This is a genomic window from Streptomyces sp. NPDC045470, assembly GCF_040646595.1.
GTDB lineage: Bacteria > Actinomycetota > Actinomycetes > Streptomycetales > Streptomycetaceae > Streptomyces.
In genome coordinates this window covers 460,042-482,930 of sequence record NZ_JBEZAN010000003.1, presented here as the reverse complement: position 1 = coordinate 482,930, position 22,889 = coordinate 460,042, and the positions used below count along the sequence as shown (strand labels likewise).

General features: G+C 72.4%; 18 protein-coding genes and 2 pseudogenes. 14 read left to right on the top strand and 6 right to left on the bottom strand.

What is annotated here, in order from left to right; translation table 11 throughout:
* Window positions 1-1,260, bottom strand: a 1,260-nt coding sequence (locus tag AB0A97_RS12435; RefSeq protein WP_361148139.1) for an ALF repeat-containing protein, incomplete at its 3' end; no start/stop codon positions are given.
* A gap of 376 nt (window positions 1,261-1,636) precedes the next feature.
* Between AB0A97_RS12435 and AB0A97_RS12430 the strand changes: the two genes are divergently transcribed.
* From AB0A97_RS12430 to AB0A97_RS12375, 12 genes and pseudogenes are all read left to right on the top strand, one after another.
* Window positions 1,637-2,047: a hypothetical protein gene (locus tag AB0A97_RS12430; protein WP_361148138.1), complete on the top strand. Its 411-nt coding sequence runs from the start codon at window positions 1,637-1,639 to the stop codon at window positions 2,045-2,047.
* A gap of 643 nt (window positions 2,048-2,690) precedes the next feature.
* Complete coding sequence (locus AB0A97_RS12425; protein WP_361148136.1) at window positions 2,691-4,292, top strand: S1 family peptidase; 1,602 nt, start codon at window positions 2,691-2,693, stop codon at window positions 4,290-4,292.
* A gap of 757 nt (window positions 4,293-5,049) precedes the next feature.
* Window positions 5,050-5,148: pseudogene (locus tag AB0A97_RS12420) on the top strand (hypothetical protein); the annotation flags it as partial.
* A 354-nt stretch (window positions 5,149-5,502) separates the two neighbouring features.
* Complete coding sequence (locus tag AB0A97_RS12415) at window positions 5,503-6,348, top strand: hypothetical protein (RefSeq protein ID WP_361148858.1); 846 nt, start codon at window positions 5,503-5,505, stop codon at window positions 6,346-6,348.
* A gap of 78 nt (window positions 6,349-6,426) precedes the next feature.
* Window positions 6,427-8,307, top strand: coding sequence for a trypsin-like peptidase domain-containing protein (locus tag AB0A97_RS12410; protein ID WP_361148134.1), 1,881 nt, complete (start codon window positions 6,427-6,429; stop codon window positions 8,305-8,307).
* 323 nt (window positions 8,308-8,630) lie between these two features.
* The gene (locus AB0A97_RS12405) at window positions 8,631-8,960 is read left to right on the top strand and encodes a hypothetical protein (RefSeq protein ID WP_361148132.1); all 330 of its coding nucleotides are present in this window, start codon (window positions 8,631-8,633) and stop codon (window positions 8,958-8,960) included.
* A gap of 15 nt (window positions 8,961-8,975) precedes the next feature.
* Window positions 8,976-9,161, top strand: coding sequence for a hypothetical protein (locus AB0A97_RS12400; protein ID WP_361148130.1), 186 nt, complete (start codon window positions 8,976-8,978; stop codon window positions 9,159-9,161).
* Between the two features lie 373 nt (window positions 9,162-9,534).
* On the top strand, window positions 9,535-11,544 hold the full coding sequence (locus AB0A97_RS12395) for an ATP-binding protein (RefSeq protein WP_361148128.1): 2,010 nt from the start codon (window positions 9,535-9,537) through the stop codon (window positions 11,542-11,544).
* Window positions 11,534-11,983: a roadblock/LC7 domain-containing protein gene (locus tag AB0A97_RS12390; protein WP_361148126.1), complete on the top strand. Its 450-nt coding sequence runs from the start codon at window positions 11,534-11,536 to the stop codon at window positions 11,981-11,983. The genes AB0A97_RS12395 and AB0A97_RS12390 overlap by 11 nt, the downstream gene beginning before the upstream one ends.
* A gap of 2 nt (window positions 11,984-11,985) precedes the next feature.
* Entirely contained in the window at window positions 11,986-12,396 is a 411-nt protein-coding gene (locus AB0A97_RS12385; protein WP_206503149.1) for a DUF742 domain-containing protein, read from the top strand.
* Entirely contained in the window at window positions 12,374-13,042 is a 669-nt protein-coding gene (locus AB0A97_RS12380) for an ATP/GTP-binding protein (protein ID WP_361148124.1), read from the top strand. Before AB0A97_RS12385 ends, AB0A97_RS12380 begins: the two co-directional genes overlap by 23 nt.
* Window positions 13,039-13,647, top strand: coding sequence for a GAF domain-containing protein (locus AB0A97_RS12375; RefSeq protein WP_361148122.1), 609 nt, complete (start codon window positions 13,039-13,041; stop codon window positions 13,645-13,647). The genes AB0A97_RS12380 and AB0A97_RS12375 overlap by 4 nt, the downstream gene beginning before the upstream one ends.
* Window positions 13,648-13,805: 158 nt before the next feature.
* On the opposite strand, the gene AB0A97_RS12370 is transcribed toward AB0A97_RS12375, so the two are convergent.
* Window positions 13,806-15,098, bottom strand: coding sequence for an acyl-CoA dehydrogenase family protein (locus AB0A97_RS12370; RefSeq protein WP_361148121.1), 1,293 nt, complete (start codon window positions 15,096-15,098; stop codon window positions 13,806-13,808).
* Between the two features lie 389 nt (window positions 15,099-15,487).
* Here AB0A97_RS12370 and AB0A97_RS12365 point away from each other — a divergent pair.
* Window positions 15,488-16,687: pseudogene (locus AB0A97_RS12365) on the top strand (Gfo/Idh/MocA family oxidoreductase).
* A 10-nt stretch (window positions 16,688-16,697) separates the two neighbouring features.
* Here AB0A97_RS12365 and AB0A97_RS12360 read toward each other — a convergent pair.
* The 3 genes from AB0A97_RS12360 to AB0A97_RS12350 all read right to left on the bottom strand — a co-directional run bounded on the left by AB0A97_RS12360 (window position 16,698) and on the right by AB0A97_RS12350 (window position 21,918).
* Window positions 16,698-19,943 carry an amidohydrolase family protein gene (locus tag AB0A97_RS12360; RefSeq protein WP_361148119.1) on the bottom strand — a complete coding sequence of 1,082 codons (3,246 nt, stop codon included), beginning with the start codon at window positions 19,941-19,943 and terminating at the stop codon, window positions 16,698-16,700.
* Window positions 19,944-20,123: 180 nt separating this feature from the next.
* Window positions 20,124-21,026: a transketolase gene (locus AB0A97_RS12355; RefSeq protein ID WP_361148117.1), complete on the bottom strand. Its 903-nt coding sequence runs from the start codon at window positions 21,024-21,026 to the stop codon at window positions 20,124-20,126.
* A gap of 142 nt (window positions 21,027-21,168) precedes the next feature.
* Window positions 21,169-21,918 (bottom strand): transketolase, encoded by a 750-nt coding sequence (locus AB0A97_RS12350; RefSeq protein WP_361148115.1) that lies wholly within the window; start codon window positions 21,916-21,918, stop codon window positions 21,169-21,171.
* A 55-nt stretch (window positions 21,919-21,973) separates the two neighbouring features.
* Between AB0A97_RS12350 and soxR the strand changes: the two genes are divergently transcribed.
* The gene (gene soxR, locus AB0A97_RS12345) at window positions 21,974-22,471 is read left to right on the top strand and encodes a redox-sensitive transcriptional activator SoxR (protein ID WP_361148113.1); all 498 of its coding nucleotides are present in this window, start codon (window positions 21,974-21,976) and stop codon (window positions 22,469-22,471) included.
* Here soxR and AB0A97_RS12340 read toward each other — a convergent pair.
* The gene (locus AB0A97_RS12340) at window positions 22,452-22,745 is read right to left on the bottom strand and encodes a YiaA/YiaB family inner membrane protein (protein ID WP_361148111.1); all 294 of its coding nucleotides are present in this window, start codon (window positions 22,743-22,745) and stop codon (window positions 22,452-22,454) included. The two genes, soxR and AB0A97_RS12340, sit on opposite strands and share 20 nt — an antisense overlap.
* Between the last annotated feature and the right edge of the window lie 144 nt (window positions 22,746-22,889).

Genomic DNA, 22,889 nt, shown 5'->3' with positions numbered 1-22,889 from the left:
CGCCGCCGCGCCGCCGTCGTGGGCGCCGTGGCCCGCCCCGGCCGCTTGCGGGGGGGGGTTGGGGCCCCCCGCGCCTCCCTTCGGGGGGGGGGCCCCCCCCCCGCCCCCCCCCGCGGCTGCGGCGGCCGCGTTGCGGGCCCGGGAGGCGGCGTCGGACGCACCGGCCGCAGCCGCTGCCGCCTGCGCGGCGGCGTTCGCCGCGTGCCGCGCGGCGGCGTTGGCCGCGTTCGCGGCGCCGATCGCCTGCTGCGCCGCGCGCGCCGCGCCGCGCGCCAGTTCCGCGGCCTGAGCTGCCGCACTGGCGGCCTGCTGGGAGCTCTTGCCGGCCGCCTTGGCCTCTTCGGCCGCCCGCTGCGCTGCCTCCTTGGCCAGCCTCGAAGCCTCCACCGCACGGTCGGACGCTTCCTTGGCGGCTTCGGTCTTCCGCTTGGCCAGTTCCCCGGCCTCCTTGGCCCGCTGGGCCAACTCCTCGACGGAGGCGCGCTCCTGGTCCCGGGCGTGAGCCACGTACTGGCCCACCTCCAGGAACTCCCGGATGTCCGCCGGACCCGACCTCAGCGCGACCTTCGCGGCCTCGCGGGTGGCCTTGCCGCCGCTGCTCATGATCTGGATGAGCCGGGTGCGTTCGTCCGCCTCGCGGGCCGAGTACTGGTCCGTGTCCAGGAACGCGCTGATGTCCTCGGCGGACCCCTTCAGGGCCTCCTTGCCGGCTTCCCGCACATTCGTGTCACCGGCGCTGATGACCTGGACCGCACGGGTCCTCTGGTCCGCTTCCAGCGGCGTCTTCCAGCCGTCCTTCAGGAAGCTGCTCAGTGCTTCCGGAGAGCCGGCCTGCGCCTTTCTCAGTGCTTCTTTGGCAGCTTCCTGCAGATTGCGGCCGCCCGCCGAGTGGATCTGGATCGCCGCGAGGCGCTCGTCCCCCAGCTGAGCCAGTGCTTCGTCGTTGTCCAGGAATTGACGGACTTCCGCGTCGGTGCCCAGCAGTGCGGCTTCCGCCGCCGCCTTGACTCCCGGCCCGCCGTTCTTCCAGAACTGTACGACGCGGCCGCGATCGGTCAGCTGATGCTGACCGCCGTTCCCGCCGTTCTGGTCTCCCGCCGCGTAGGCCGGGCTCGTCCCGATGACGCCCGCGACCAACGCCAGCGGCAGTACGCCTGCGCACACGGCACGTATGCTGCGCGGCGTCTTTCCTCTCGCTCTCACTACTGTACAAACCCTTCCGGTTTGCGATGTGCTGCCGACTTTCGGCGTCGCGAGCATATCCGCAGCAAACACGGTGCTCGGTACGGTCTTGAAGAGCCAAGTCTTCAGTTATACGCGGGTGTCGGTTCTGTCACCGTCGCCGCTTCGGACGAACGAGGAAGCGACAGGTTGTACCGCCCCTCGGCTTCGTTTTGATTTCGTTACCCACGGGGTCCGGCAAGCTAGGCAAACCGCCAGGGTGCTAGGTTTACGGCTCCCCTTTGGGCTGGTTTCCCTGCGGTTGCAGCGTGGTGCCGCCTCATATGTGAAAGGAACCCTGGTGATACATCGCCTCCGCAAGTTTCTGATTGCCGGTGTTGTCGGCGCCTCCGCGGCCGTCGCGGGAGGGGCCGCCTTCGCTGTGGCGCAGGCGAGCCCGCAGACTGCGCCGGCCGTGCAGAAGGCGGCAGACGACACCCCGCCCTTCGCGGTGGAGGATTTCGATTACCCGAACGCGGACAAGATTCTGCGGGAGGTTGGCATCAAGCTCCGCAAGGGCGACGGGCACATCACCCTTGCCGACTGCGACGGCGCCGCCGACCTGGAGGTCATGGCCAACAAGGACAAGAAGCCGGTCAGCTACTGCTTCAAGGTCACCGGGAAGAGCGGGTACCTCACGCTGGAGGTGCCGCAGCTCGTCGGCATCTGGGAGAACGAGGGGCGTGCCGCCAAGGCCACGCTCACCACCGAAGGCAAGACGAAGACCGTCGCGCTGAAGAAGAACGACCTCACGGAGCTCGGCGAGGGTGACATCACCACGGGTGCCAAGGAAGCGACCCTGCTGGAACTGCGCGTCACCGGCTGACGCAGTACGTACCTGATGCAGTACTGACGCAAGGAAGGCGACCGGCGCCTCATGCCGCCGGCGTCAGCCGCACGGAAACCCGGTCCGTACGGACCGGGCCGACGAGCGGGTACAATCTGACGGCACCTCAAAAGGCATGGCAGCGGTGAGGGGCAGGCCGGCGGAAATTCGGTCTGGCCCTGGCTCTGCCTGCCTTGCTGGATGCGATCGAGGCTGCCCGAAAATCGGATGGCTTTCCCTGTGCGCACGCGTACAGGGAAAGTGTGCGCCGAGGGCCCTCAGAATCCAGGGCCTCAGGAACCGGGCCTGAATCGCGGTGTGGCCGTCATTCTCCGAGCTCCACAATCTCGGTGCCTAACAGGCTCATAGGCGTGAGGGTCCGACTGTCCGAATACTCGGAAAACACCGTCCGCTTGTCTTCGTTCTGACGGCCTCGACCGCAATCCCGGAACAGGTCGCCTGTCGGTCTGAAGTGTTGCAGCGTGCCGCCCGGTGTAGAGGCGCCGCCGATCCAGAGGCATGGGCGAGAACGCGTACGGCGTCCTGCTCACCGCCGTTCACCTTCCACGGCGTCAAAGGTTCCTTCGATCTCCCAGTACTCCCGTACATCCCGCAATCATTAGAATCGGAATAGAGAAGCAACATGCACAGCAAGCCTCCGCGCATCTCGTGGATGACCGGGCTGGTGGCTGCGTCCGTCGTAGCCGGCTCACTCGTCGCCGCCTCTCCTGCCCTCGCCGTAGGCGGCGGCACCACCGCGGACGCGAACTATGCGTTCACGGCGAAGCTCGACATCGGCAACGGAAAGCGTTCCTGTTCGGGGGCTCTGGTCGACAAGCAGTGGGTGCTGACCGCCGCCAGTTGCTTCACGGCCGAGGCCGGCAAGAGTAACGCGCTTCCCGACGGGCCGCCCAAGCTCAAGACGACCGCCAGGGTCGGCAGCACCGACGTGTCCGGCTCGGCCGGACACGTGGAGGACGTCGTGGAGCTGGTGCCTTACCAGGGGCGCGACCTGGTCATGGCCAAGCTTGCCAAGCCGGTCGCCGGCGTCACCCCGGTGACCGTCGGTACCACCGCTCCCGTCGAGGGCGAGCAGCTGAAGGTCGCGGGCTTCGGCCGGACGAAGACCGAGTGGGTGCCGGACAAGCTGCACGCCGCCGCGTTCACGGTGGACTCCGTACGTGACGGGGCGCTCGGACTCACCGGCAAGGACGCCTCGGTGTGCAAGGGCGACACCGGCGGGCCGGCGCTGCGGGAGAAGAACGGCCAGGTCGAGCTGGTCGCGGTCAACAGTACGTCCTGGCAGGGCGGTTGCCTGGGAACCGACCCGGAGGAGACCCGCACGGACGCCGTGGACTCCCGGGTCGACGACCTGAACGACTGGGTCAGCAAGGTCCGTTACCGCAGCGTCTTCCCCAACGCGCCGTGGGGCAAGGCCACGCACGTCGCGTCGGGCTACTTCACCGGCGGTTCGGCCGGCGGTACCCGGCACATGGACCTGATCGTGCGCTGGACCGACGCCGAGATGACCCTCTACCAGGGTGGTGACGACAAGGACGCCAAGCACCCCTTCGTCGCCGAATACCGGCTGGCGGCCCCGAACACGCCCAAGAAGAAGAGCACCTGGGACTACGCCCGGCAGATCACCGGCGCCAGCTTCGGCGACGGCTCGGACGGCCTGGTGGTGCGCTGGGTCGACGGTGAGGTGACCCAGTACACCCACGTGGACAAGGACGGTTTCCACGGGGAGAAGATGCTGGCCAAGAGCGCGGACTGGACGAAGACCACGCAGATCACCGCGGGCCGGTACACCGCCAACGCGCAGCGCGACGACCTGCTGGTCGTCTGGGAAGACGGCCACGTCACGCTCCACCCCGACCTGGACACGAACGGCGTGAAGCCGGCTGCCCAGAAGGTGCTGACCAAGGCGAACAAGACGTGGCCGCACGCCACGCAGATCACCTCCGGCGAGTTCACCGGCAAGAAGACCGCGGACCTGCTGGTGCGCTGGTCCGACGGTGAGGCCACCATCTACCCGGGCGTGGACACCGCCGGCTTCCACGGCGAGATCCAGCTCCGCCCGGCCAAGTCGCCGTGGTCCGGCGCGACCGTGGTCGGCGCGGGTGCCTTCGTCGCCAACGACCGGCCCAACGACGTCATCGTGCGCTGGGCCGACCAGACGCTCGGCATCTACCCGGGCGTGGACGCCCAGGGGACGCACGGCGAGGTCAAGCTCGTCGGCTGAGGCACGCACCTCACCGCAGTCCGGCCGGCCGTCGTACCCGAGGGCCGGCCGGACCGCTGCCAGGGCCGCGACCGAACAGTCGATCTTCCGGCCCTGAGCCCGGCACCGGCCGGGGCGTCCCGCTCCCGCCGGTGCTCCTCCACGAGCCGGTGTCCACGACACCGTGCTCCTTGCACTTCTCCGCACGCCAAGGACCTGCCCGCCCGTGAACCCGTTCCCCACCCTGCCCACTCTGGTCGCCCGCCGGGTGCGTCAGAGCCTGTGTGCCTGCGCCCTGGCCGCCAGCCTGAGCGCCGCGGCGACACTCAGCCCTCTGGAAGCCACCGGCCCCTCGCGCGCCGATGCCCGCCAGGCCGCCACCGGCCCTGACAGCCCGCAGTCCCGGCACCGCGGCGACCCCGCCCTCGACCTGCCCAACCTCCTGCGGGACGGCCAGGGCAGGGAGCCCGACGCGGGAGACGCTGGTCAGGCGTCGCCGGGTACTGCGGGTATCCCGGCTACGGCTTTGGCTGCGTATCGGAAGGCGGAGGGGGTGTTGCGGGGGAGTCAGCCGTCGTGTCGTCTGCCGTGGCAGTTGGTGGCGGGGATCGGGCGGGTGGAGTCCGTGCATGCCTCTGGTTACGGATTGCGTGGTGACGGCTCGACGGCGCGGCCGATCCGGGGGCCGCGGCTGGACGGGGTGCAGTTCGCGCTGATCCGGGACACCGATGGGGGACGGTGGGACGGGGATGCGGCGTTCGACCGTGCGGTGGGGCCGATGCAGTTCATTCCGTCGACGTGGGGGAGCTGGGGCGCGGACGGTAATGGTGACGGGGTCAAGGACCCGAACAATATGTTTGATGCGGCATTGGGTACGGCGCGTTATCTGTGTGCGGGGGACAGGGATCTGAGCCGGGGGGCCGATCTCGACCGGGCGATTCTGAGTTACAACAATTCCCGTGCGTATGTGAATGCCGTACGGAAGTGGATGGACACCTATCGGGGCGCCGGGGTCACTGAGACGCCGGACGACGCTCCGGCCACGCCGCACCGGCCCGACCCCGCGGAGAGGGCGTCCGACGTACGCCGGGGTTACCAGCCCACCCGTACCGGCCAGCCGGCTCAGCCGGACCGGAACCGGAGGCTGCCCCGGGACTCCGGCGGGTCCGGTGGCTCCGGTGCGTCGAAGCGTGTTCCGTCGGGCCAGGGGACCGGCACCGGGGGCCGCCCGGTGCCCCCCCACCGCCCGCCGGCCAAGCCGGACCCTGCCCCCGAGCCGGTCGCGGATCACCACACCGTCGTACGGCTGGAGAGCCTCGGCGACCGGCACCTGGAGGCCGAAGTCGGTACGGCCTTCGGCCGAAAGCCGCAGGTCCGGGCCCTCGACGCGCACGGCCACCCGGTGCCCGGCGCCCGGGTCACGTTCCGCGGCACCGGTGTACGACTGCCGGGGGAGGCCGCCACCGTGACGGTGACGGCAGACCGGGGCGGCATCGCCACCGCCCCCGCCCTTCAGCCCGGCGACCGCCCCGGACGTTTCACGCTCACCGCGACCGCGCCCGGTGGACGTGGCCCGGCTGTCGACTTCACGGTCACCGTCCGGCCGCCCTCCTACCGTCTGGAGCTGTGGGACCGGGACCACCAGGACCACCACGACCCGCAGCGTCCGCCGCTGTCGCTGCCTCTGCAGGCGGGCCCGGACAGTCTCCTCTCCGAGCTGCCGTCCGTGCGGGTCACCCGGAACGGCCGCCCCGCCGCCGGCCTGCGCATCGCCGTGACCGTGCTGACCGCCGCCAAGGGCGAGAAGTCGGCGCCCGTTCTCGACGGGCCGTCCCTTCGGGACGCACACGACCGCTCGGTGCGTTCCTTGCTCCTGCCCCCTGCGGACGCCGACGGCCGAATCGCCCTGCCGCCTCTGCACACCGGGCCGCGCCCGGGCTCCTACCTCCTGCGTCTGGCCATCCCGTCCGAAGACGCTCCCGCCGGCCCGGCTGCTCCGTCCGCCCCGTCCGGCAATGTCCTGGACATTCCGCTGACGGTCACACCGCCACTGTCGGCCGGGCCGCGCATTCCCTGACAGCCGTCTCGAATTTTCTATCCGTATTCTGCTCGGCCGGGTTGCCGGCCGAGCCCGTTTCTTCGCAAAGAGCACTTCATGAAACGTACTTTCTGGCTGCGCGCCACCACCCTCGGCGTGGCCTCCCTGACCCTGGCCGGCGCCGGAATCTCCGCCGCGGCGGCCGCCGGCGCCACCCCGCCGCCGACGGAAGGCTCGCCCGCCGTTTCCGCGGCGGCGCCGGACGCGGTGCAGATGACCGCGGGCACGTCGGTTCCTTCAGCGCCTGAGCAGGTGCGTAAGGCAAAGGAGACCGAGCGGTACTGGACGCCGGAACGTATCCGCAGTGCGGTGCCGGTGGAGACCGCCGAGGCCGGGGCGAAGAGCGAGGGCGGTCAGCCCGCGCCCGGCGTGCGGCGCAAGCGGTCGGCGGAGCCGACCCACCAGGTGGCCGAGGGCATCCCCACCGTCGGCGTGTTCCTGCTGCGCGGCAAGGACGGCAGCGCGACCCACAACCAGTTCTGCACGGCCAGCACCGTCACGTCCGCCACCAAGAGCCTGGTCGTCACGGCCGCGCACTGCCTCAAGGGCAACACCTCGCTGCGTGACGCCGCCTTCGTCCCCGGCTACCGCGCCGGGACGACCAAGGCGGGCCAGGCCGGCGAGACGCCGTACGGCATCTTCCCCGTCCTGGACGGCAAGGTCTGGATCGACCACCGCTACCAGCAGAGCCCCGCCGACGACGACGTGGACTTCGCCTTCCTGCGGGTAGGGGCCAACGCCCAGGGCCAGTTGCTGGAGGACGCCGCGGGCCCCGGCAACACCCTCACAGCCGTCGATTCCGCACACTTGGCCCGCGAGAGCGTCACCGCCGTCGGCTACCCGGGAGGCCAGAAGACGCCGTTGTCGTGCACGAATGACACCCGGGCATTCCAGGGCCGTTTCATGGAGATCCAGTGTGACGGTTACCGGGCGGGCGTCAGCGGCGGTCCGTTCATCGAGGATTTCGACGGGCAGCGCGGCAATCTGGTCGGTGTCATCGGCGGTTACAAGACCGGCGGACAGTACGACCACACCTCGTACACCTCGCAGTTCGACGACGACGCGACGTGGCTCTACCGGCAGGCTGTCGCCGACCTTCCCCTGGACGGAAAGTTCACCATGGGCGGGGCCGGAACCTGGCAGCACGCGCGCCTCATGACCGCAGGCAGCTTCCATTCCGCCTCGGTGCGCAACAACACCAGTGATTTGATCGTGCGTTGGTCGGACGGGGAGGTCTCCCTCTACCCGGGCAATGGCGCCTACGGGTTCGGCAAGGACGTACAGCTGATCAAGGACCCGGAATGGAAGAACGCGGCGGTGATGACCGCGGGTGACTTCACCGGGGACGGCACCAGCGATCTTCTGGTGCGCTGGACGAACGGCAAGGTGACCCTTTACAAGGACGTCAACGAGACCAACAAGCTCAAGAACGCCATCCAGCTCAAGGCGCCGAACGGTACCTGGACGCAGGCGGTGGGAATGGCCGCCGGCCGCTTCGGCGGCGGCAACACCCGCAGCGACGACGTCGTGGTCCAGTGGGCCAACGGCCGCGTCACCTTCTTCACCAACGTCGACGCCAACGGCTTCCACGCCGAGTCCCGGCTGGCCGCCCCCAACGGCACCTGGCCGCACGCCCGTGACCTGGCGGCCGGCGACTTCAACCCGGCCACCGGCGACCAGGACCTCTTCGTACGCTGGTCCGACGGCGAAGTCACCGCCTACGAGAACATCGGCGCCAACCAGCTCAAGTCCGAACACCGTTTGAGCCCCGCCAAGTCGAGCTTCCGCTCCAGCGCCCTGGCCACCGTCGGTGCCTTCGGCGGTGACACCGCCCGCAACGACGTCGTCGTCGCGTGGCCCAACGGCCGCCTCACCCTGAACGGTGACACCACCACCACGTCGCTGGCCCGCGAACGCACCCTGGTGCCCGCCGCCTGACCAGCGCCCGGCCGTACTGTCGGGGGAGGTCTTCCCCGCCGTCGCCGACACGACGCAGCTCGCGCCGGAGGCAGCCAGACCCCCGAATCGCGCGAACCGCGGAGCCGGGCACCGAGAGGTGCCCGGCTTTCGTGTGTGAGCGAGCAGGGCGCCGGGTGCGCCGCGGCCGTCCCCGTCCAGGAATCCTTGACGGGGACGCGCTGACTCGTACGGAGAATCCGCTTTTCTGCGCCCGGACCTCCATGGACGCAGGCCGAACCAGGAAGAGGAGACCGTGCGCGTCGGCTCATATCGTCGCCGGCCGCGCTGCGCGGGCTGCTGCCGTGGCGGCAGCCCTGCCCGCGACAACGGTGCAGGCCGCCGGGAGCGCGGACACCGACAGGTCCGCGGGGCAGTGGCGAGCCCTGAAGTCCCGGGCGAACGGCAGGTACGTCACCGTCGAAGCCGGCGGCAGCGGCGATCAGCAGGGCAGACTCCGGGCCGACGCCGACCAGGCCGGGTCCTGGCAGCAGTTCACGCTGCACACCGGTGACAAGGGCGGCACCGTGAGCCTGCGCCCCGATGCGACCGGGCTGTTCGTCAGCGCCGAGGTCAAGGGCGCGGGAAACCACAGCGGAATGCTGCGCAACCGCGGGGCGAAGATCAGCTCCTGAGAGAAGTTCCTGCTGGTGCCGCAGTCCGAAGGCACCTTCGCGCTGAAGTCGAAGGCGAACGACAGGTTCGCCAGCACCGAGGTCAACAGCGCCGACGGTGACTACGGCCTGCTGCGCGCCCGTTCCGACCGCGCCGGCGGCTGGGAGTGCTTCACCGTCGAGCGGGTGGACGCGGTGCGGACGGCCCCGGCCGCCCCGTAGGCCCGCTCCGGACAGCCCGCCCGGCCGGCCGCGGAGCCCCGGCGCCACCCGTCGCCGGAGTCGCATCTTCCGCTTTTCGGTGGTGTGGTTGTCGTGCCGGGCCGCATCCCTGCCCGGGAAGCTGGGCAGTCTCTCCGGAGGTGAGGCGGACGGCTTCGGTGGTCGCGCCCGCCGCCCGGCCGAGCGCCCCCGGTGGCTCTCAACTGCGCGTGGGTGAACGGAAGTTCGTATAGAAGCGCGCTGGTGTGCGAGCGTCCCCCTCGGGGGGAGGTGGCGCGGGGTGGCGAAACGCCGAAGTGGGTCGGTACCCCACCCCCGCAACAACTAGCGTGCGTGCTCCGTGAACTGCCGACGGCCGATCCGGAGAGCGCCGATGCCTGCTGCATTCCCCCAGGGGACTTCCGCCACCCAGGAGGCCCCGGGGCCCTCCGGGCTCCTGGGCCCCCATGGTCCCCAGGGGGCGGACCCCGCGCCGGCGGCTGCCCGGCGCCGGGAGCGGGAGGGCGGGCGGCACGGCCGGGCCGCGTTCCCGGAGACGGCCGCCGATTCGGCCATACGGACCCGCCTGGTACGGCTCGCCGCCGTGCCCTGCCTCTTGGTCGCCGCCGTCTGCTCGGCCGCCACCGCCTTCGTCGTACGGGTCGGCGGCACCGGGCTGACCAGCCGTGAGTGGGCCGTACTTCTCGGTGCCTGCGTCCTGGTCTGCGTCATCGTGACGGCCGCCGGCACCGCGGCCAACAACGAGGCGCGCGCCGCCGTCGCCCGCCACGCCCGGCTGCGCGAGGTGTGTGCCCGCAGCCGGCACGACCTCGACGACCTGCTGGACCGGGTCCGGCAGGGCGAATGGCTCCAGCCGCGGGAGAGTGAACCGGCCACGCCGCCCCCGGGGGACAGCCTCGACCTGCTCGCTCACGAGGTGACCGCGGTGGGCCGGGCGGCCGAGACGGCCGTCGTGGACGCGGTGGCCGTCGCCCGAAGCCACGCCAGCGGCAACGAGCAGAAGGTCGAGGTGTTCGTCAACCTCGCCCGGCGCCTGCAGTCCCTGGTGCACCGCGAGATCGAGCTGCTGGACGAGCTGGAGAACCAGGTCGAGGACCCCGACCTGCTCAAGGGGATCTTCCACGTCGACCACCTGGCCACCCGCATCCGCCGGCACGCCGAGAACCTCGCCGTCCTCGGCGGCGCCATCTCCCGCCGCCAGTGGAGCCGCCCGGTCACCATGACCGAGGTGCTGCGGTCCTCCATCGCCGAGGTCGAGCAGTACCCGCGCATCAAGCTGGTGCCGCCCATCGAGGGCACCCTGCGCGGCCACGCCGTCGCCGACGTCATCCACCTGCTCGCCGAACTCGTCGAGAACGCCTCGGTCTATTCCGCTCCGCACACCCATGTCCTGCTGCGCGCCCAGTTGGTCACGGCGGGCCTCGCCGTCGAGGTGGAGGACCGGGGCCTGGGCATGTCGACGGCCGAGCAGACCCGGATGAACGGACTGCTCGCCGACCCCGACCACGTCGACGTGGCCGAGCTGCTGAGCGACGGGCGCATCGGGCTCTTCGTGGTCTCCTCGCTCGCCCGGCGGCACGGCATCGTGGTGCGGCTGCAGAGCAACATCTACGGCGGTGTGCAGGCCGTGTTCGTCGTACCGAAGGGCCTGCTGGGGCCGGAGTCCGAGCAGCCGGGGGAGGGCGAGCAGTATGTGGACTCCGACTCCGGAGAGATCACCCTGACGGTGTCCGAGCCGCCCGCCCTCCCCGACGCCGGGTACCGGGCCCCGCACGACGACGCGCCCGGACCGGCCGGGCCCGCCTCGCCGCGCGGACCGCGCCGCAGGCTCGTACGCGCCGCGCACGGAGCGCCGGCCGCCGGGGCAGCCGCCGGAGCGTACCCGGACGTCGCGTACGGCGACGGGGCGTGGCCGAGCGCGCCCGGGGCACCGCACGCCGGCACGCGCGCCCCCGCAACGCCGGCCGGCGGCCCGGCACCCGCCGGCGCCCACCGGGCCCCCGGCCCCCACGACGGTGACGGCCCGCACCCCGCCACGCCCGGCGCCGCCGACCCCGGCCCGGTGCTCCTGCCGCCCGCCCCGCCCACCGCGGCGGACGACGGCGCCCGGCCCCGCCTGCCCCGCCGCCGCAAGCAGGAGCACCTGGTGCCGCAGTTGCGCGGCGAGCCGATCCTGCCGTCGGCCGGCCGCCGTGACGGCCGGCCCGAACCCGAGCACGACCCCGGTCTGATGGCCGCGTTCCGGCGCGGCATCAGCCTCGCCGACGAAAGCTACGGCAGCCCCGCCGACCACGACGGTTACGACAGTTACCGGGCCGGCGCCGACGCCGGTCACGACAGGCCCGAACCCCGCCGAGGAGACGACCGCGACCATGGTGAGTGACGTGCACGCGCAGGCACATGCGCACCTGCAGGCAAGCCGGCACACCGACCTTTCCTGGCTGCTGACCGGACTCGTGAACCGCGTACCGCACGCGACCAGCGCCCTTCTGCTGTCCTCCGACGGCCTGGTCAAGGCGGCACACGGCTTCGACCCGGACAGCGCCGACCACCTGGCCGCCCTCTCCTCCGGCCTGTACTCCCTGGCCCGCAGCGCCGGAGTGCGCTTCGGCAACGGCGACGACGTGCTCCAGGTCGTGGTCGAGCTGGAGTCCACGTTCCTGTTCGTCTCCACGGCCGGATCGGGCGCCTGCCTCGCCGTGCTGGCCGGCCGGGAGGCCGATGTGGCGGTCCTCGGCTACGAGATGGGGATGCTGGTCAAGAGCGTACGGCCCTACCTGGCGACGCCGGTGCGACAGCAGGCCCCGGCGGGTGGTCGCTGACCATGGGCGTACGGCGCCGCCGCAGAGCGGGCCGGGAGATCCCGTGGCTGGACGACGAGGCCGGCCGCCTGGTCCGTCCGTACACGGTCAGCAACGGCCGTACCCGGCCGACCGCCCACTTCGACCTGCTGACCATGGTGATGGCCACCGGCAAGCGGCCCGTCACCTGCCAGGGCCCCGACTACGCCCAGGTACTGGGGCTCTGCGGCGGGCCGGTGTCGGTCGCCGAGATCGCCGCGCACATACGCCTGCCCGCCGTGGTCACCAAGGTCCTGCTGGCCGACCTGGTCGACTGCGGCGCGCTCGCCGCCCGCGCGCCGGTGCCGGTGTCCGCCTGCGGGGCAGGCCCCCCGAACCGTACCGACCGAGCCCTGCTGGAGGCGGTGCTGCATGGACTTCGCAAACGGCTCTGACGCCTTGGCGGCCGACGCCCGGCTGCCGACCGCCGCGGGCTCGTCCCCCGCGGCGCCCGCCGCCGGCTTCGCCGCCGACCCGTTCCCGCTGGCGCTGAAGATCCTGGTGGCCGGCGGCTTCGGCGTCGGCAAGACGACCTTCGTCGGCGCGGTCAGCGAGATCGAGCCGCTCAGCACGGAGGAACTGCTCACCCAGATCAGCGTGGGCACGGACGATCTGGCCGGTGTCGAGGACAAGAACACCACCACCGTCGCCATGGACTTCGGCCGGATCACCCTCAGCCGCGAGCACATCCTGTACCTCTTCGGCACACCGGGGCAGGAACGCTTCTGGTTCATGTGGGACGAGCTGTCCAACGGGGCCCTCGGCGCCGTCATCCTCGCCGACACCCGCCGCCTGGACCAGTGCTTCGCCGCCGTCGACTTCTTCGAGCGGCGCGGCATCGCGTTCATCGTCGCGGTCAACGAGTTCGACGGCGCGTACCACTACACACCGGACGAGGTACGGAGCGCCATGGACCTCGCCCCCGACACGCCGGTCGTGCTCTGCGACGCCCGCCAGTGCAGTTCGTCCACCCAGGTCCTGGTCTCGCTCGTCCAGCACCTGCTCACCCCCGCCCCCGCCGCCACCCCGGAGTTCCCGTGACCCGTCCCGTCCCGCGCGTGTCGTACGCCTCCTACGACCCCACGCGTCATCTGCTGCTCACCCCGGAGGACCCCGAGGCGCCGGCCCGCGTGGCCCGGCTGCGCGCGCTGGGCATCGGCGACGCGCCGCTGCCCGCCTTCGACGCGTTCGCGCGCAAGCTGGCCCGCACGACCCGGGCGCCGTACGCCATGGTCAACTTCATCGACGAGCACCGGCAGTACTTCGCCGGCCTCTACACCCCCGACGACGAGCAGGCACCCGTCGAACTGGGCCCCGCGCCGCCGAGCGCCCAGCCCGGCCGGATGATGGCCCGCGACCACGGCTACTGCCCGCATGTCATCGTCCGCCGCAAGGCCCTCGTCCTGGAGGACGTGTGCGACTATCCGCGTTTCGCGGGCAACCCGGTCGTGGACGAGATCGGCATCCGCTCGTACCTGGGCGCGCCGCTCATCGACCGTACGGGGATGGCGCTGGGCACGGTCTGCGTGGTGGACCTGGAACGCCGCCCGTGGGGACGCGAGGGCCTGGAGACGATCAAGGCGATGGCGGCCGAACTCGTCGAGCAGATCCACCGCATGGAGCAGCGGGGCGCCGAGGAGGGCTGACGGCGGGACGGGCCTCGGGACGGATGGAGCCGACCTCGGGCCGGGGGCGGCGGAGCCTCCGGGCCGGAGGGAGGGGATTCCGGGCCGGGCGGCGGGAACCCCGGGCCGGGGGTGGCGCGGCTCCCGGGAAGAAGACCCGCGCCACCCCCGGCCGGGCCCTAACCGGTCGGCTGCAACTCTGTCCGCTCCCGCAGGAGGGAGATGCGGCGTCCGGTGACCGCGGGTTCGGTGGCCCGGTCGTCCTCGGTCTCGGTGAGGTCCGACGGTTCCCCGCGGACCAGACTCGCCAGCCGGCTGGACCACTCGCCCTTGGCCGTGCCGAGGGCCAGCTCGCCCAGGCGCAGCAGTTGGACGTCGGTGGTGCCGGCCGGGGCGAAGATGTGGTGGGCGTCGCGCAGGAAGCGTTCCACCGGGCGGTCCGTGAACAGCCCGCAGGCGGCGTGGATGTCCATCGCGTCACGTGCCGACTCCAGGGCGGTCTCCACGTTGACCAGCTTGGCGTTCATCAGCTCGGCGTCGCAGGGCAGGCCCTGGTCGAGCAGGTGGACGGCGTGGTAGGCGGCCAGCCGGGCGGTCAGCAACCGGGACTGGACGCGGCCCAGCTTGATCTTGATGTTGCCGAGGTTCGCCAGCGGCTTGCCGTAGCGTTCCCGCTCCGCGCAGAAGCGCGCGGTCTCGTCCAGCACCGCCTGGTGGATGCCGAGCGACACCGCGGTCAGGTTCGGCCGCCCGTACAGCACGCTGGAGGAGTAGGCGACGGCCAGCCCGTCGCCCTCGTCGCCGAGCAGGTTCGCCGCCGGCACCCGGCAGTTGTCGAAGAACAGCTCGCCGAAGCTGAAGCCGTGCAGCCCCATGGCCTGCTGCTGCGCGCCGACCCGCAGGCCCGGCCGGTCCGCCTCCACCAGGAACGCCGACAGGCCCCTGGAGCCCTCACCGGTCCGTACGACGACGCCGTGCAGGTCGGCGACGTGGCTGTTGCCGACGTAGATCTTGCGGCCGTCGAGGACGTAGTCGTCCCCGTCGCGGACCGCCCGGCTGGTCATGCCGAGCACATGGCCGCCCGACTGCGGCTCGGTGACGGCGATGGTCGGCAGGCAGGCACCGGTGGCGACGGCCGGCAGCCAGGTCTTCTTCTGCTCCTCGCTGCCGAAGTGGATGATCTTCGCGGCGCCGAGCTGGGACGCCTGCACCATGGCGCCCATGGCGCCGCTCACCCGGGACAGCTCCTCGATGACCAGGGTCTTGGCCAGGTGCCCGGCGCCCATGCCGCCGTAGGCCCGGGGGACGGTCGCACCGATCCACCCCTGGCGGGCGATCAGGCGCGACAGGTCGTGGCAGACGGTACGGGACGCCTCCATCTCGGCTATCCGGGGCCGGACCTCGCTCTCGGCGAAGTCCCTGACCCGGTGCCGGAGTGCTTCGTGCCGCTGGTTGGTGAAGTAGCGATGCAAGACGAGCCTCCTCCGTCGAACGCCCCCGCGCTGTGCTGCTCTCCGCCTGCCTGCCGGGCGGCGCACCCGGAAAGTGCGCCGCCGGTCGCCCTGGTCTGCGACCACGCCGTTCCGGACCGTCATGGGTTGCTTACCTCGTGCAATACCCGTTGGCATACCTGCTGCACGGCGCATAAAACATCAACACCGTGCATTTATGCGAGCAATGGGAGCGCGCGGAACCACTTCACCACCCCTGTGGTTTACGGTGCGTGCAGCACGTCCGGCGGTGTTCTCGTGGGGTGGCGAGGGGAGGCGCGACACCGGTGGCCCCCGGCCCCCGCCGCCCCCTCGTTCCCAGGTCCCGCACCCAGCCGACCATGGAGTCCGGCAGCCTCTGGAGGCACCTCATGACCGACGATCTGCGCCTGGGCGTCATCGGCTTCGGGATGCGCGGTGATCTCGCGCGCACCGCTCACCGGCCGGGATACGGCGCCCGGGTCGCCGCCGTGGCCGACCCCGACCCGGACGCGTTGGCGTACGCCGCCCGGCGCTTCCCCGGCGCCGAGACCTTCGCCGGCCACCGGGCGCTGCTGCACCACCCCGGCCTCGACGCGCTCCTGCTCCTCACCCCCGACCACACCCACGCGTACCTGGCGCGCCAGGCGCTGCGCGCCGGCCTCCCCGTCTTCGTGGAGAAGCCCCTCGCCACCTCCGTCGAGGACTGAGACGCGATACTGCGCACCGCCCAGGAGACCGGTACGCGTCTGTACGTCGGCCACAACATGCGCCACATGCCCGTCATCCGCCTGATGCGCGAACTGATCACGCGCGGCGACATCGGCCGGGTCCGGACCGTGTGGGTACGGCACTTCGTCGGGCACGGCGGCGACTACTACTTCAAGGACTGGCACGCCGAGCGGCGGCACACCAACGGGCTGCTGCTCCAGAAGGGCGCGCACGACCTGGACGCGCTGCACTGGCTCGCGAACGGCTACACGCGGCAGGTGCAGGCGCTGGGTGACCTGACGGTCTACGGCGATCCCGGCATGCGCCGGGCGCCGGGGGAGCCCCGGCCGGAGGACTGGCTGGCGCACGACGCGCACTGGCCCCCCGGCAGCCAGCGAGGCCTGAACCCGCGGATCGACGTCGAGGACGTCTCCCTGGTCAACATGCGCCTGGACAACGGGGTGCTGGCCGCCTACCAGCAGTGCCATTTCAGTCCTGACTACTGGCGGAACTACACCGTCATCGGCGACGCGGGACGCCTGGAGAACTTCGGTGACGGGCCGGGCGGCTCGGTACGGGTGTGGAACTCCCGCCAGTCCGGCTACCGCGCCGACGCCGACGCCGCGTACGAACTTCCGGCCAGTGAGGCGGACGACGAAGCCGGGCACGGCGGCGCCGATCCGCTGCTGATGGACGAGTTCCTGCGGTTCGTCCGGCACGGCGGGCCGACCGACACCTCACCGGTCGCCGCCCGGATGGCGGTGGCGGCCGGTGACCGGGCCACCGCCTCGCTCCGCCACGGCGGCACCCCGTACGAGGTGCCGCCCCTGGACCCGGAGCTGGTGGACTACTTCGAGCGCGGCCAGACCAAGGAGGGGTGAGCCTCCTCCCTCAGTCGGCCGCCCCGCAGCAGGAATCGCGCCGGTGCTGCCGCCCGACCTCCAGCCAGTCCACCGCGCCCGCCCCGGCCGCCCTGACCGCGCGGCTGTCCGGCGCGGGGAAGGACGCCACCAGTTCGTCCTGCTCGTAGAGCCGCCCGCCCCGCAGCACCGCCGCCGTGCGGACCAGCGTGTCGAAGTCGGTGAACGGGTCACCGTCCACGACCACCAGGTCGGCCAGCTTGCCCTCTTCCAGCGTGCCGAGGTCGCGGTCGGCGCCGAAGACGCGGGCGGGCAGGGCGGTGGCGGTGCGCAGGGCCTGCGCCGCGGTGAGCCCGTAGCGGTGCAGGGCGCGCAGCGCCAGGTGCAGATGCAGGCCGACCGGTGTCAGCGGCTGGTCGGTGCCCAGGGCGACGAGGCCGCCGCCGCGCAGCACCCGCCGGTAGACGCCGATCTCGGTCTTGAGGTCGCCCAACTGTTTCGGGGTGGGCCGGTGCCCCGCGTTCTCCCGCGCCAGCGCGGCGTCCCACGGCGGCATGAGGGTCGTCACCCGGTCGTCGTCGGCGAGGTCGGGGTCCTCGCCCAGCAGTACGGAGGCGGTGAAGGGGGTGGCGATGAGGTGGAAGTCCGTACCGGTGTAGATCTCCTCCACGTCCTGGTAGGCGTGGCCGGTGGCGGTGACGGCGTGCCCGAACTCCAGTCGCTGGGTGGCCTGGAGATGGGTCGTCAGGTCCTGGCCGAGTTGTACGCCGGGCGACAGCAGGTGGCTCCCGGACCGCACCCCCAGCCGCTGGTGTGCGAAGCGCGCGGCCTCCTCCATGATCCAGCCGGGGGCCCGTACGTACGTCTTGACGAAGTCCCAGTCGAGCGCGGCGCCCCGCTCCAGCGACCGGCGCAGGCCCTCCCGCGTGGCGTGGGCGCGGCCCATGCTGTAGGCGACGCGGCTGCCGTCCAGCAGTTCGCCGCAGGCCAGCAGCCGCGGACCGGCGAGCGTGCCGGCGGCGACGGACTCCCGGACGCGGGCCTGTTCGTAGGAGAAGCCGCCGAAGGAGACGGCGGTGGTGATGCCGTAGGCGAGCTGGAGAGCGGTCTGGCGGCCGCCGTACGTGGTCTGCCAGGGATGGGTGTGCGAGTCCCACAGACCGGGGATCACGGTGCGCGCCGAGGCGTCGACACGGCGGGCGGCGCGCCGGCCGGCGGCCCGGCCGTGCGGCTCGACACCGGTGATCCGGCCGTTGCGCACCACCACGTCGACGTCCTCGCGCACCTCTTCGCCGGTGCCGTCCCAGAACCGGCCCGCGTGCACGACCGTGTCCCGGGCGCGCGAACCGCGGTGGTCCAGGGCCACCCGGACGGTCCGCGCGGGGCCGCCGTCCAGGCCGGTCAGCCGCAGCCGGCCGGCCGACAGGTACAGCAGGGTGCGGGAGTCACCGGACCAGGACGGGTGGTCGGCGCTCTCGTCGGTCAGCCGGCGCGGCGCGCCGTCAGGAGTGCCGTCCGGGCGTACGGGCAGCACCCACAGCGCGGATTCGGCGATCAGCGCCATCCACCGGCCGTCCGGGGACCAGACGGGCCCCGAGTCGTAGCGGTCGGCGATCGACCGCACCGTGTGCCCCGGGTCCGGGGCGTGCAGCCGGACCTCGCCGGTGCGGGTGTCGACGATCCGGATGAGGTTGTAGCCCTCGCGAAAGCGCCGGTTGAGGCGGTTGCGGTCGCAGAAGGCCACGTAACGGCCGTCCGGGGACCAGCTGGGACGGCCGGGCACACCGCCGCCGCCCAGCGGGGCGGTCGGTGTCTCCTTGCCGTCGGCCAGATTCCGTACGATGAGATTTCCGGACATGTCGATCGCGGCGAGCCGCCTGCCGTCCGGGGACAGCGCGGGCTGCACCCGGCCCCCGCCGGCCAGCACCGTCTCCGCACCGGTCGCCAGATCGTGCCGGCGGACCGCGAACAGCCCGTCGCGGTCGTCCGCGTACACCAGGGAACGGCCGTCGCGGGCCCAGCTCGGCCCGAGGACGTACCGGGTGGCGCCCGCCCGGACGAGCCGCCGCGGCCGGCCGCCCGAAGCGGACACCAGCCACAGCGAGTCGAGGGCGGCGAAGGCCACCTGGCGTCCGTCGGGGGAGAGCGCGGGCAGGTGGACGCCGCGCACCGGCCGGACGCCCGTGCGCTCGAAACCGTAGTCCTTGGCCTCGTAACGCGGCCGCCGGACCGGCATCTCGGCGGTGAAGGGAATGGTTTCCGCGCCGTCCGGCGCGGCGGGCCGCACCACCGTGAACTGCCCGCCCACGGTCAGCAGCAGCTCCTCGCGCGAGACCCAGCGCGGCGGTACGGGCTCCACGTCACCGTCCACCGGAACCTCCGCGCCGTCCACGACGAGGGCGCAGGTGGCGCCGGGGCGCTCGGTGGTACGCAGATAGGCGAGCCGGGGGACGCCGCCCCGCGCGGCGGGCGCCAGGGCCGGGACCATGGCCTGGGTGCCGGCCGCGGCCGTGTGCTCGGTGACGACCGCCCCGCTGCCGTCGGCCCGTACGGACGCGACGGTACGGCTGTCCAGGGAGGTGCCGGACACCGCGCCGCGCACGAACCACAGCCGTTCGCCGTCCGGCGACCAGGCCGGGTCGAAGTCCTCCCACGCGCCGCCCTGATGGGGCCCCTGCTGTCCGGCCAGCCCGGTCACCCGGGTCAGCTTCCGCGTCCGTACGTCCAGGACCCAGATCCGGTACGGGCTGCCCGCCACCGGATCACCGCCCCGCTCGGACGCGAAGGCGATCCGGGTGCCGTCCGGCGACCAGGCGGGCCCGCGGTCGTCCCACGGCCCGTCGGTCAGTTGCCGCAGGTCCGAGCCGTCGGGACGCAGCGTCCACAGGTGGAAGCCGCCGCCGCGGTAGGCGCAGACGGCGAGGCGGCTGCCGTCGGGGGAGAAGACCGGCCGGGTCGGTTCCAAGTCCGGCGGGGTGAGCGCGCGCGCCTCGCCGCCTGCGCGCGGGACGGACCACAGGACGTTCTGGATCTCGGCGACGAGCCGGTCGCCGGCGGGGGAGAGGGTGGCGGCGCCGTTCGTGGCGGCGGTGAACGAAAGGGTCGGCAGACGGGCGGCTTCGGCGGCGCGGGCGGCGGGGGCGAGCGGTCCCGGCAGCGCGGCCAGGCCCGTGACCGCCGCGGCGGAGGCCGTCCCTTGCAGGAAAGTGCGCCGGGAGAAAGGCCGCGGAAGGCGCGCGGCCCGGGAAGCGTCCTCGGATCTGTCCGTGGTGTCCAACGGTCCTCCAGCCATGGGGGGTTACGTGGGTCGGTGGCCTGGGGCGAGCCGACCGATCGTGTCACGCACCGATGGTCCGAGGTCAACACCCCGCGGCGCGCGCCTCGGCGAGTCACGGGGGTGGAGGAGGGGCCGGGGGACGGAGATCCGCGGCCGGCGCGGACCGCCGGCCGTCCGGCGTCACCGGGCGAGGAAGCCGGTGATCCGCTCGCGCAGCGACCGGGCGTCCAGGCCCTGGCCCGCCAGATGCTCGTCGAGCTGTCCGTAGCGGCGCAGTTCCCGGCGGCCGACGCCGAGGCCGAGGACGCGGTGCGGCACCTGCTCCAGCGCGTCGTTCGCGTGCCGGGTCGAGGTGCCCTCGTGGTACGGCTCGACGATCACCACGTCCGCCGCCGTCGCACCGGCCACCGCGGTCCGCAGCGCCGCGGCGTCGAAGGGCCGGACGGTCGTCGCGTACAGCACGGTCACGTCCAGGCCCTCGGTCGCGGCCAGGACGTTGTCCAGCATCGGCCCGACCGCCAGCACGACGCCGCCGGTCCCTTCGCGCACCGTCAGGAAGCGTGCCCCGTCGACCGGTCGCGGTGCCGCATTGGTCTGCACGGACAGCCGTACGTAGACCTTGTCGTCACCGGCCGCGGCGGCCCGCCGCAGCAGCGTGTCGGCCTCGTCCGGGTGGCCGGGGACGTGCACGGTCCAGCCGTCGAGGGTGTCGAGCAGGGCGATGTCGCCCGGTGCCATGTGGGTGAAGCCGCCGGCCGGCCAGTCGTACGAGCCCGCCGCGCTCACCAGCACCCCGCCCACGTCCTGGTGCCCGAAGTCCAGCTTCACCTGCTCGAAGGGGCGCTCCACCAGGAAGCTGGCGAAGGTGTGCACGACGGGCCGCATCCCGGCCAGGGCGAGGCCGCCGCCGACCCCGACGAGCAGCTGCTCTCTGATGCCGACGTTCACCACCCTGGCGGGATGGCGTTCCCGGGCGGACCGGAAGCCGTCGACGCCGATGTCGGCGAGGACGACCGCCAGCCGCGGGTCCTCGTCCAGGAGCTGGGTGGTGACCGAGGCGAAACGTTCGCGCATGGTGTCCATCAGAGTGATCCTTCTCGAAGTCGGTGCGTGCTCGGCGATGTGCTGCGGTGCGGGACGTGCGGATACGGATACGGCTGTGCGTACGGACGGGGTCGTGCGTAGGCATGGAGCCGTGCGTACGGACGGGGCCGGGCGGCGTGCCTCAGGCCGCCGCGGCCTTCGGCTTCGGCTCGCCCGAGTACTCCTTGGCCTCCACCCGGGCCACGACCGCGTGCGGCCGGTCCGGATGCGGCGCGGTGAACGCCGCGTACAGGGCCTCGTGGTCGCGCCCGTCCACGGTCACCGCCGACCAGCCGGCGGCCTCGAACCGCGAGGCGATCCCGCCGCGCCAGCCGTGGCTCGACGAGGTGTTGTCGACGACCAGCGTGTGCAGCCGGGACAGACCGGCGGCGCCCGCGTACGCGATGGCCTCGTGGTTGCTGCCCTCGTCCAGCTCGGCGTCGCCGATCAGGACCCACACCGCCGGATCGGTCAGGTTCCGGGCCCGCAGGCCCAGGGCCGTGCCCACGGCCAGCGGCAGCCCGTGCCCCAGCGAACCGCTGCCGATCTCCGCGCCCGGCACCAGCACCCGGTCCGGGTGGTGGCCGAGCGGCGAGTCGTACGAGCCGAAGCCCGGCAACCACGCGGTGGGGAAGAAACCCTTGGCGGCCAGCACCGCGTAGTAGGCCATCGGGCCGTGGCCCTTGGAGAGGAGGAAGCGGTCCCGGGCCGGGTCCTGGGCGGTGGCGGGGGAGACCCGCAGCACCCGGTCGTAGAGCACCCACAGGGCGTCGAGGGTGGAGGTGGCGGCCGGGCCGTGCTTCTCGTCACCGGTCATCAGGCTCATCAGGTGCGGGAGTTCGCCGAAGCCGGCGTCGTGCGCGGCGGTCCCGTGCAGGGTCGTGTGCGTCATGGAAAAGAGCCTGCAACTTCAAGTCCACTTGAAGTCAAGCGCTACTCTGGCAGGCATGACCTCACCCCACGACCGGCTCCCGATCGGCGAGCTCGCCGGGCGCAGCGGGCTGGCCGCCTCCGCGCTGCGCTACTACGAGCAGCTTGGCCTGATCCACTCCGAGCGCACCGGCGGCGGACAGCGCCGCTTCACCCGCGCCACCCTGCGCCGCATCGCCTTCATCCGGGCGGCCCAGGCGGTCGGGCTGTCCCTGGAGGAGACCAGCGCGGCGCTGGCCAGGCTGCCGCGGGACCGCGCGCCCAACGCCACGGAGTGGAACAAGGTCGCCCGTACCTGGACCCGCCGCATCGACCAGCAGATCGCCGAACTCCAGGAGCTGCGCGGCCAGTTGTCGAGCTGCATCGGCTGCGGCTGCCTGAGCCTGCGCAAGTGCGGCCTCTACAACCCGGGCGACGCGGCGGCCGTGAGCGGGGCGGGCGCCCGCTACCTGCTGGGCGACCGCCCCGAAACGGTCGGCGTCGAGACGCCGGGCGTCAGACCTGACCCGGCTTGAAGACGTCCTGCTCGATCAGGAGCTTGTCGATCCTCGCCTTGTCCACCCGGTTGGTGACCTCCTCGACCTCCTGCCGGTCCCGTACGCACTTGGCCAGTGTGAACGCCGACGAGACCACGAAGACCAGACCGAGCCCGAGGAAGCCGCGCTCCCAGGCGCCCACGGGCAGCTTGGTGATCCCGACCATCAGGGCGACCAGGGACAGCCCGAACGAGATCGCGGACTGCACGAAGAAGGCGGTGGTCGTCGGCCGCTGTATCGATGGAGTGGTCATGCGCGTAGCGTCCCGCCAGGGTGCCGGGGGCGCATGAGTACGCGTACTCATGCGCCCCCCCCCCCCCCGACGGCCGGCCCGCGGGGGCCCCCCGCGCCCCCGGGGCGGACCGGGGGGGGGGACCCCCACGCAAGGGGGTGTGTT

Excerpts from the sequence above, each read along its gene's own strand:
- AB0A97_RS12395 (WP_361148128.1), top strand. The coding sequence starts at position 9,535 with ATGCCTGCTGCATTCCCCCAGGGGACTTCCGCCACCCAGGAGGCCCCG.
- AB0A97_RS12385 (WP_206503149.1), top strand. The coding sequence starts at position 11,986 with ATGGGCGTACGGCGCCGCCGCAGAGCGGGCCGGGAGATCCCGTGGCTG.
- AB0A97_RS12340 (WP_361148111.1), bottom strand. The coding sequence starts at position 22,745 with ATGACCACTCCATCGATACAGCGGCCGACGACCACCGCCTTCTTCGTG.
- AB0A97_RS12355 (WP_361148117.1), bottom strand. The coding sequence starts at position 21,026 with ATGGACACCATGCGCGAACGTTTCGCCTCGGTCACCACCCAGCTCCTG.
- AB0A97_RS12350 (WP_361148115.1), bottom strand. The coding sequence starts at position 21,918 with ATGACGCACACGACCCTGCACGGGACCGCCGCGCACGACGCCGGCTTC.
- AB0A97_RS12390 (WP_361148126.1), top strand. The coding sequence starts at position 11,534 with ATGGTGAGTGACGTGCACGCGCAGGCACATGCGCACCTGCAGGCAAGC.
- AB0A97_RS12410 (WP_361148134.1), top strand. The coding sequence starts at position 6,427 with ATGAAACGTACTTTCTGGCTGCGCGCCACCACCCTCGGCGTGGCCTCC.
- AB0A97_RS12425 (WP_361148136.1), top strand. The coding sequence starts at position 2,691 with ATGCACAGCAAGCCTCCGCGCATCTCGTGGATGACCGGGCTGGTGGCT.
- AB0A97_RS12380 (WP_361148124.1), top strand. The coding sequence starts at position 12,374 with ATGGACTTCGCAAACGGCTCTGACGCCTTGGCGGCCGACGCCCGGCTG.
- soxR (WP_361148113.1), top strand. The coding sequence starts at position 21,974 with ATGACCTCACCCCACGACCGGCTCCCGATCGGCGAGCTCGCCGGGCGC.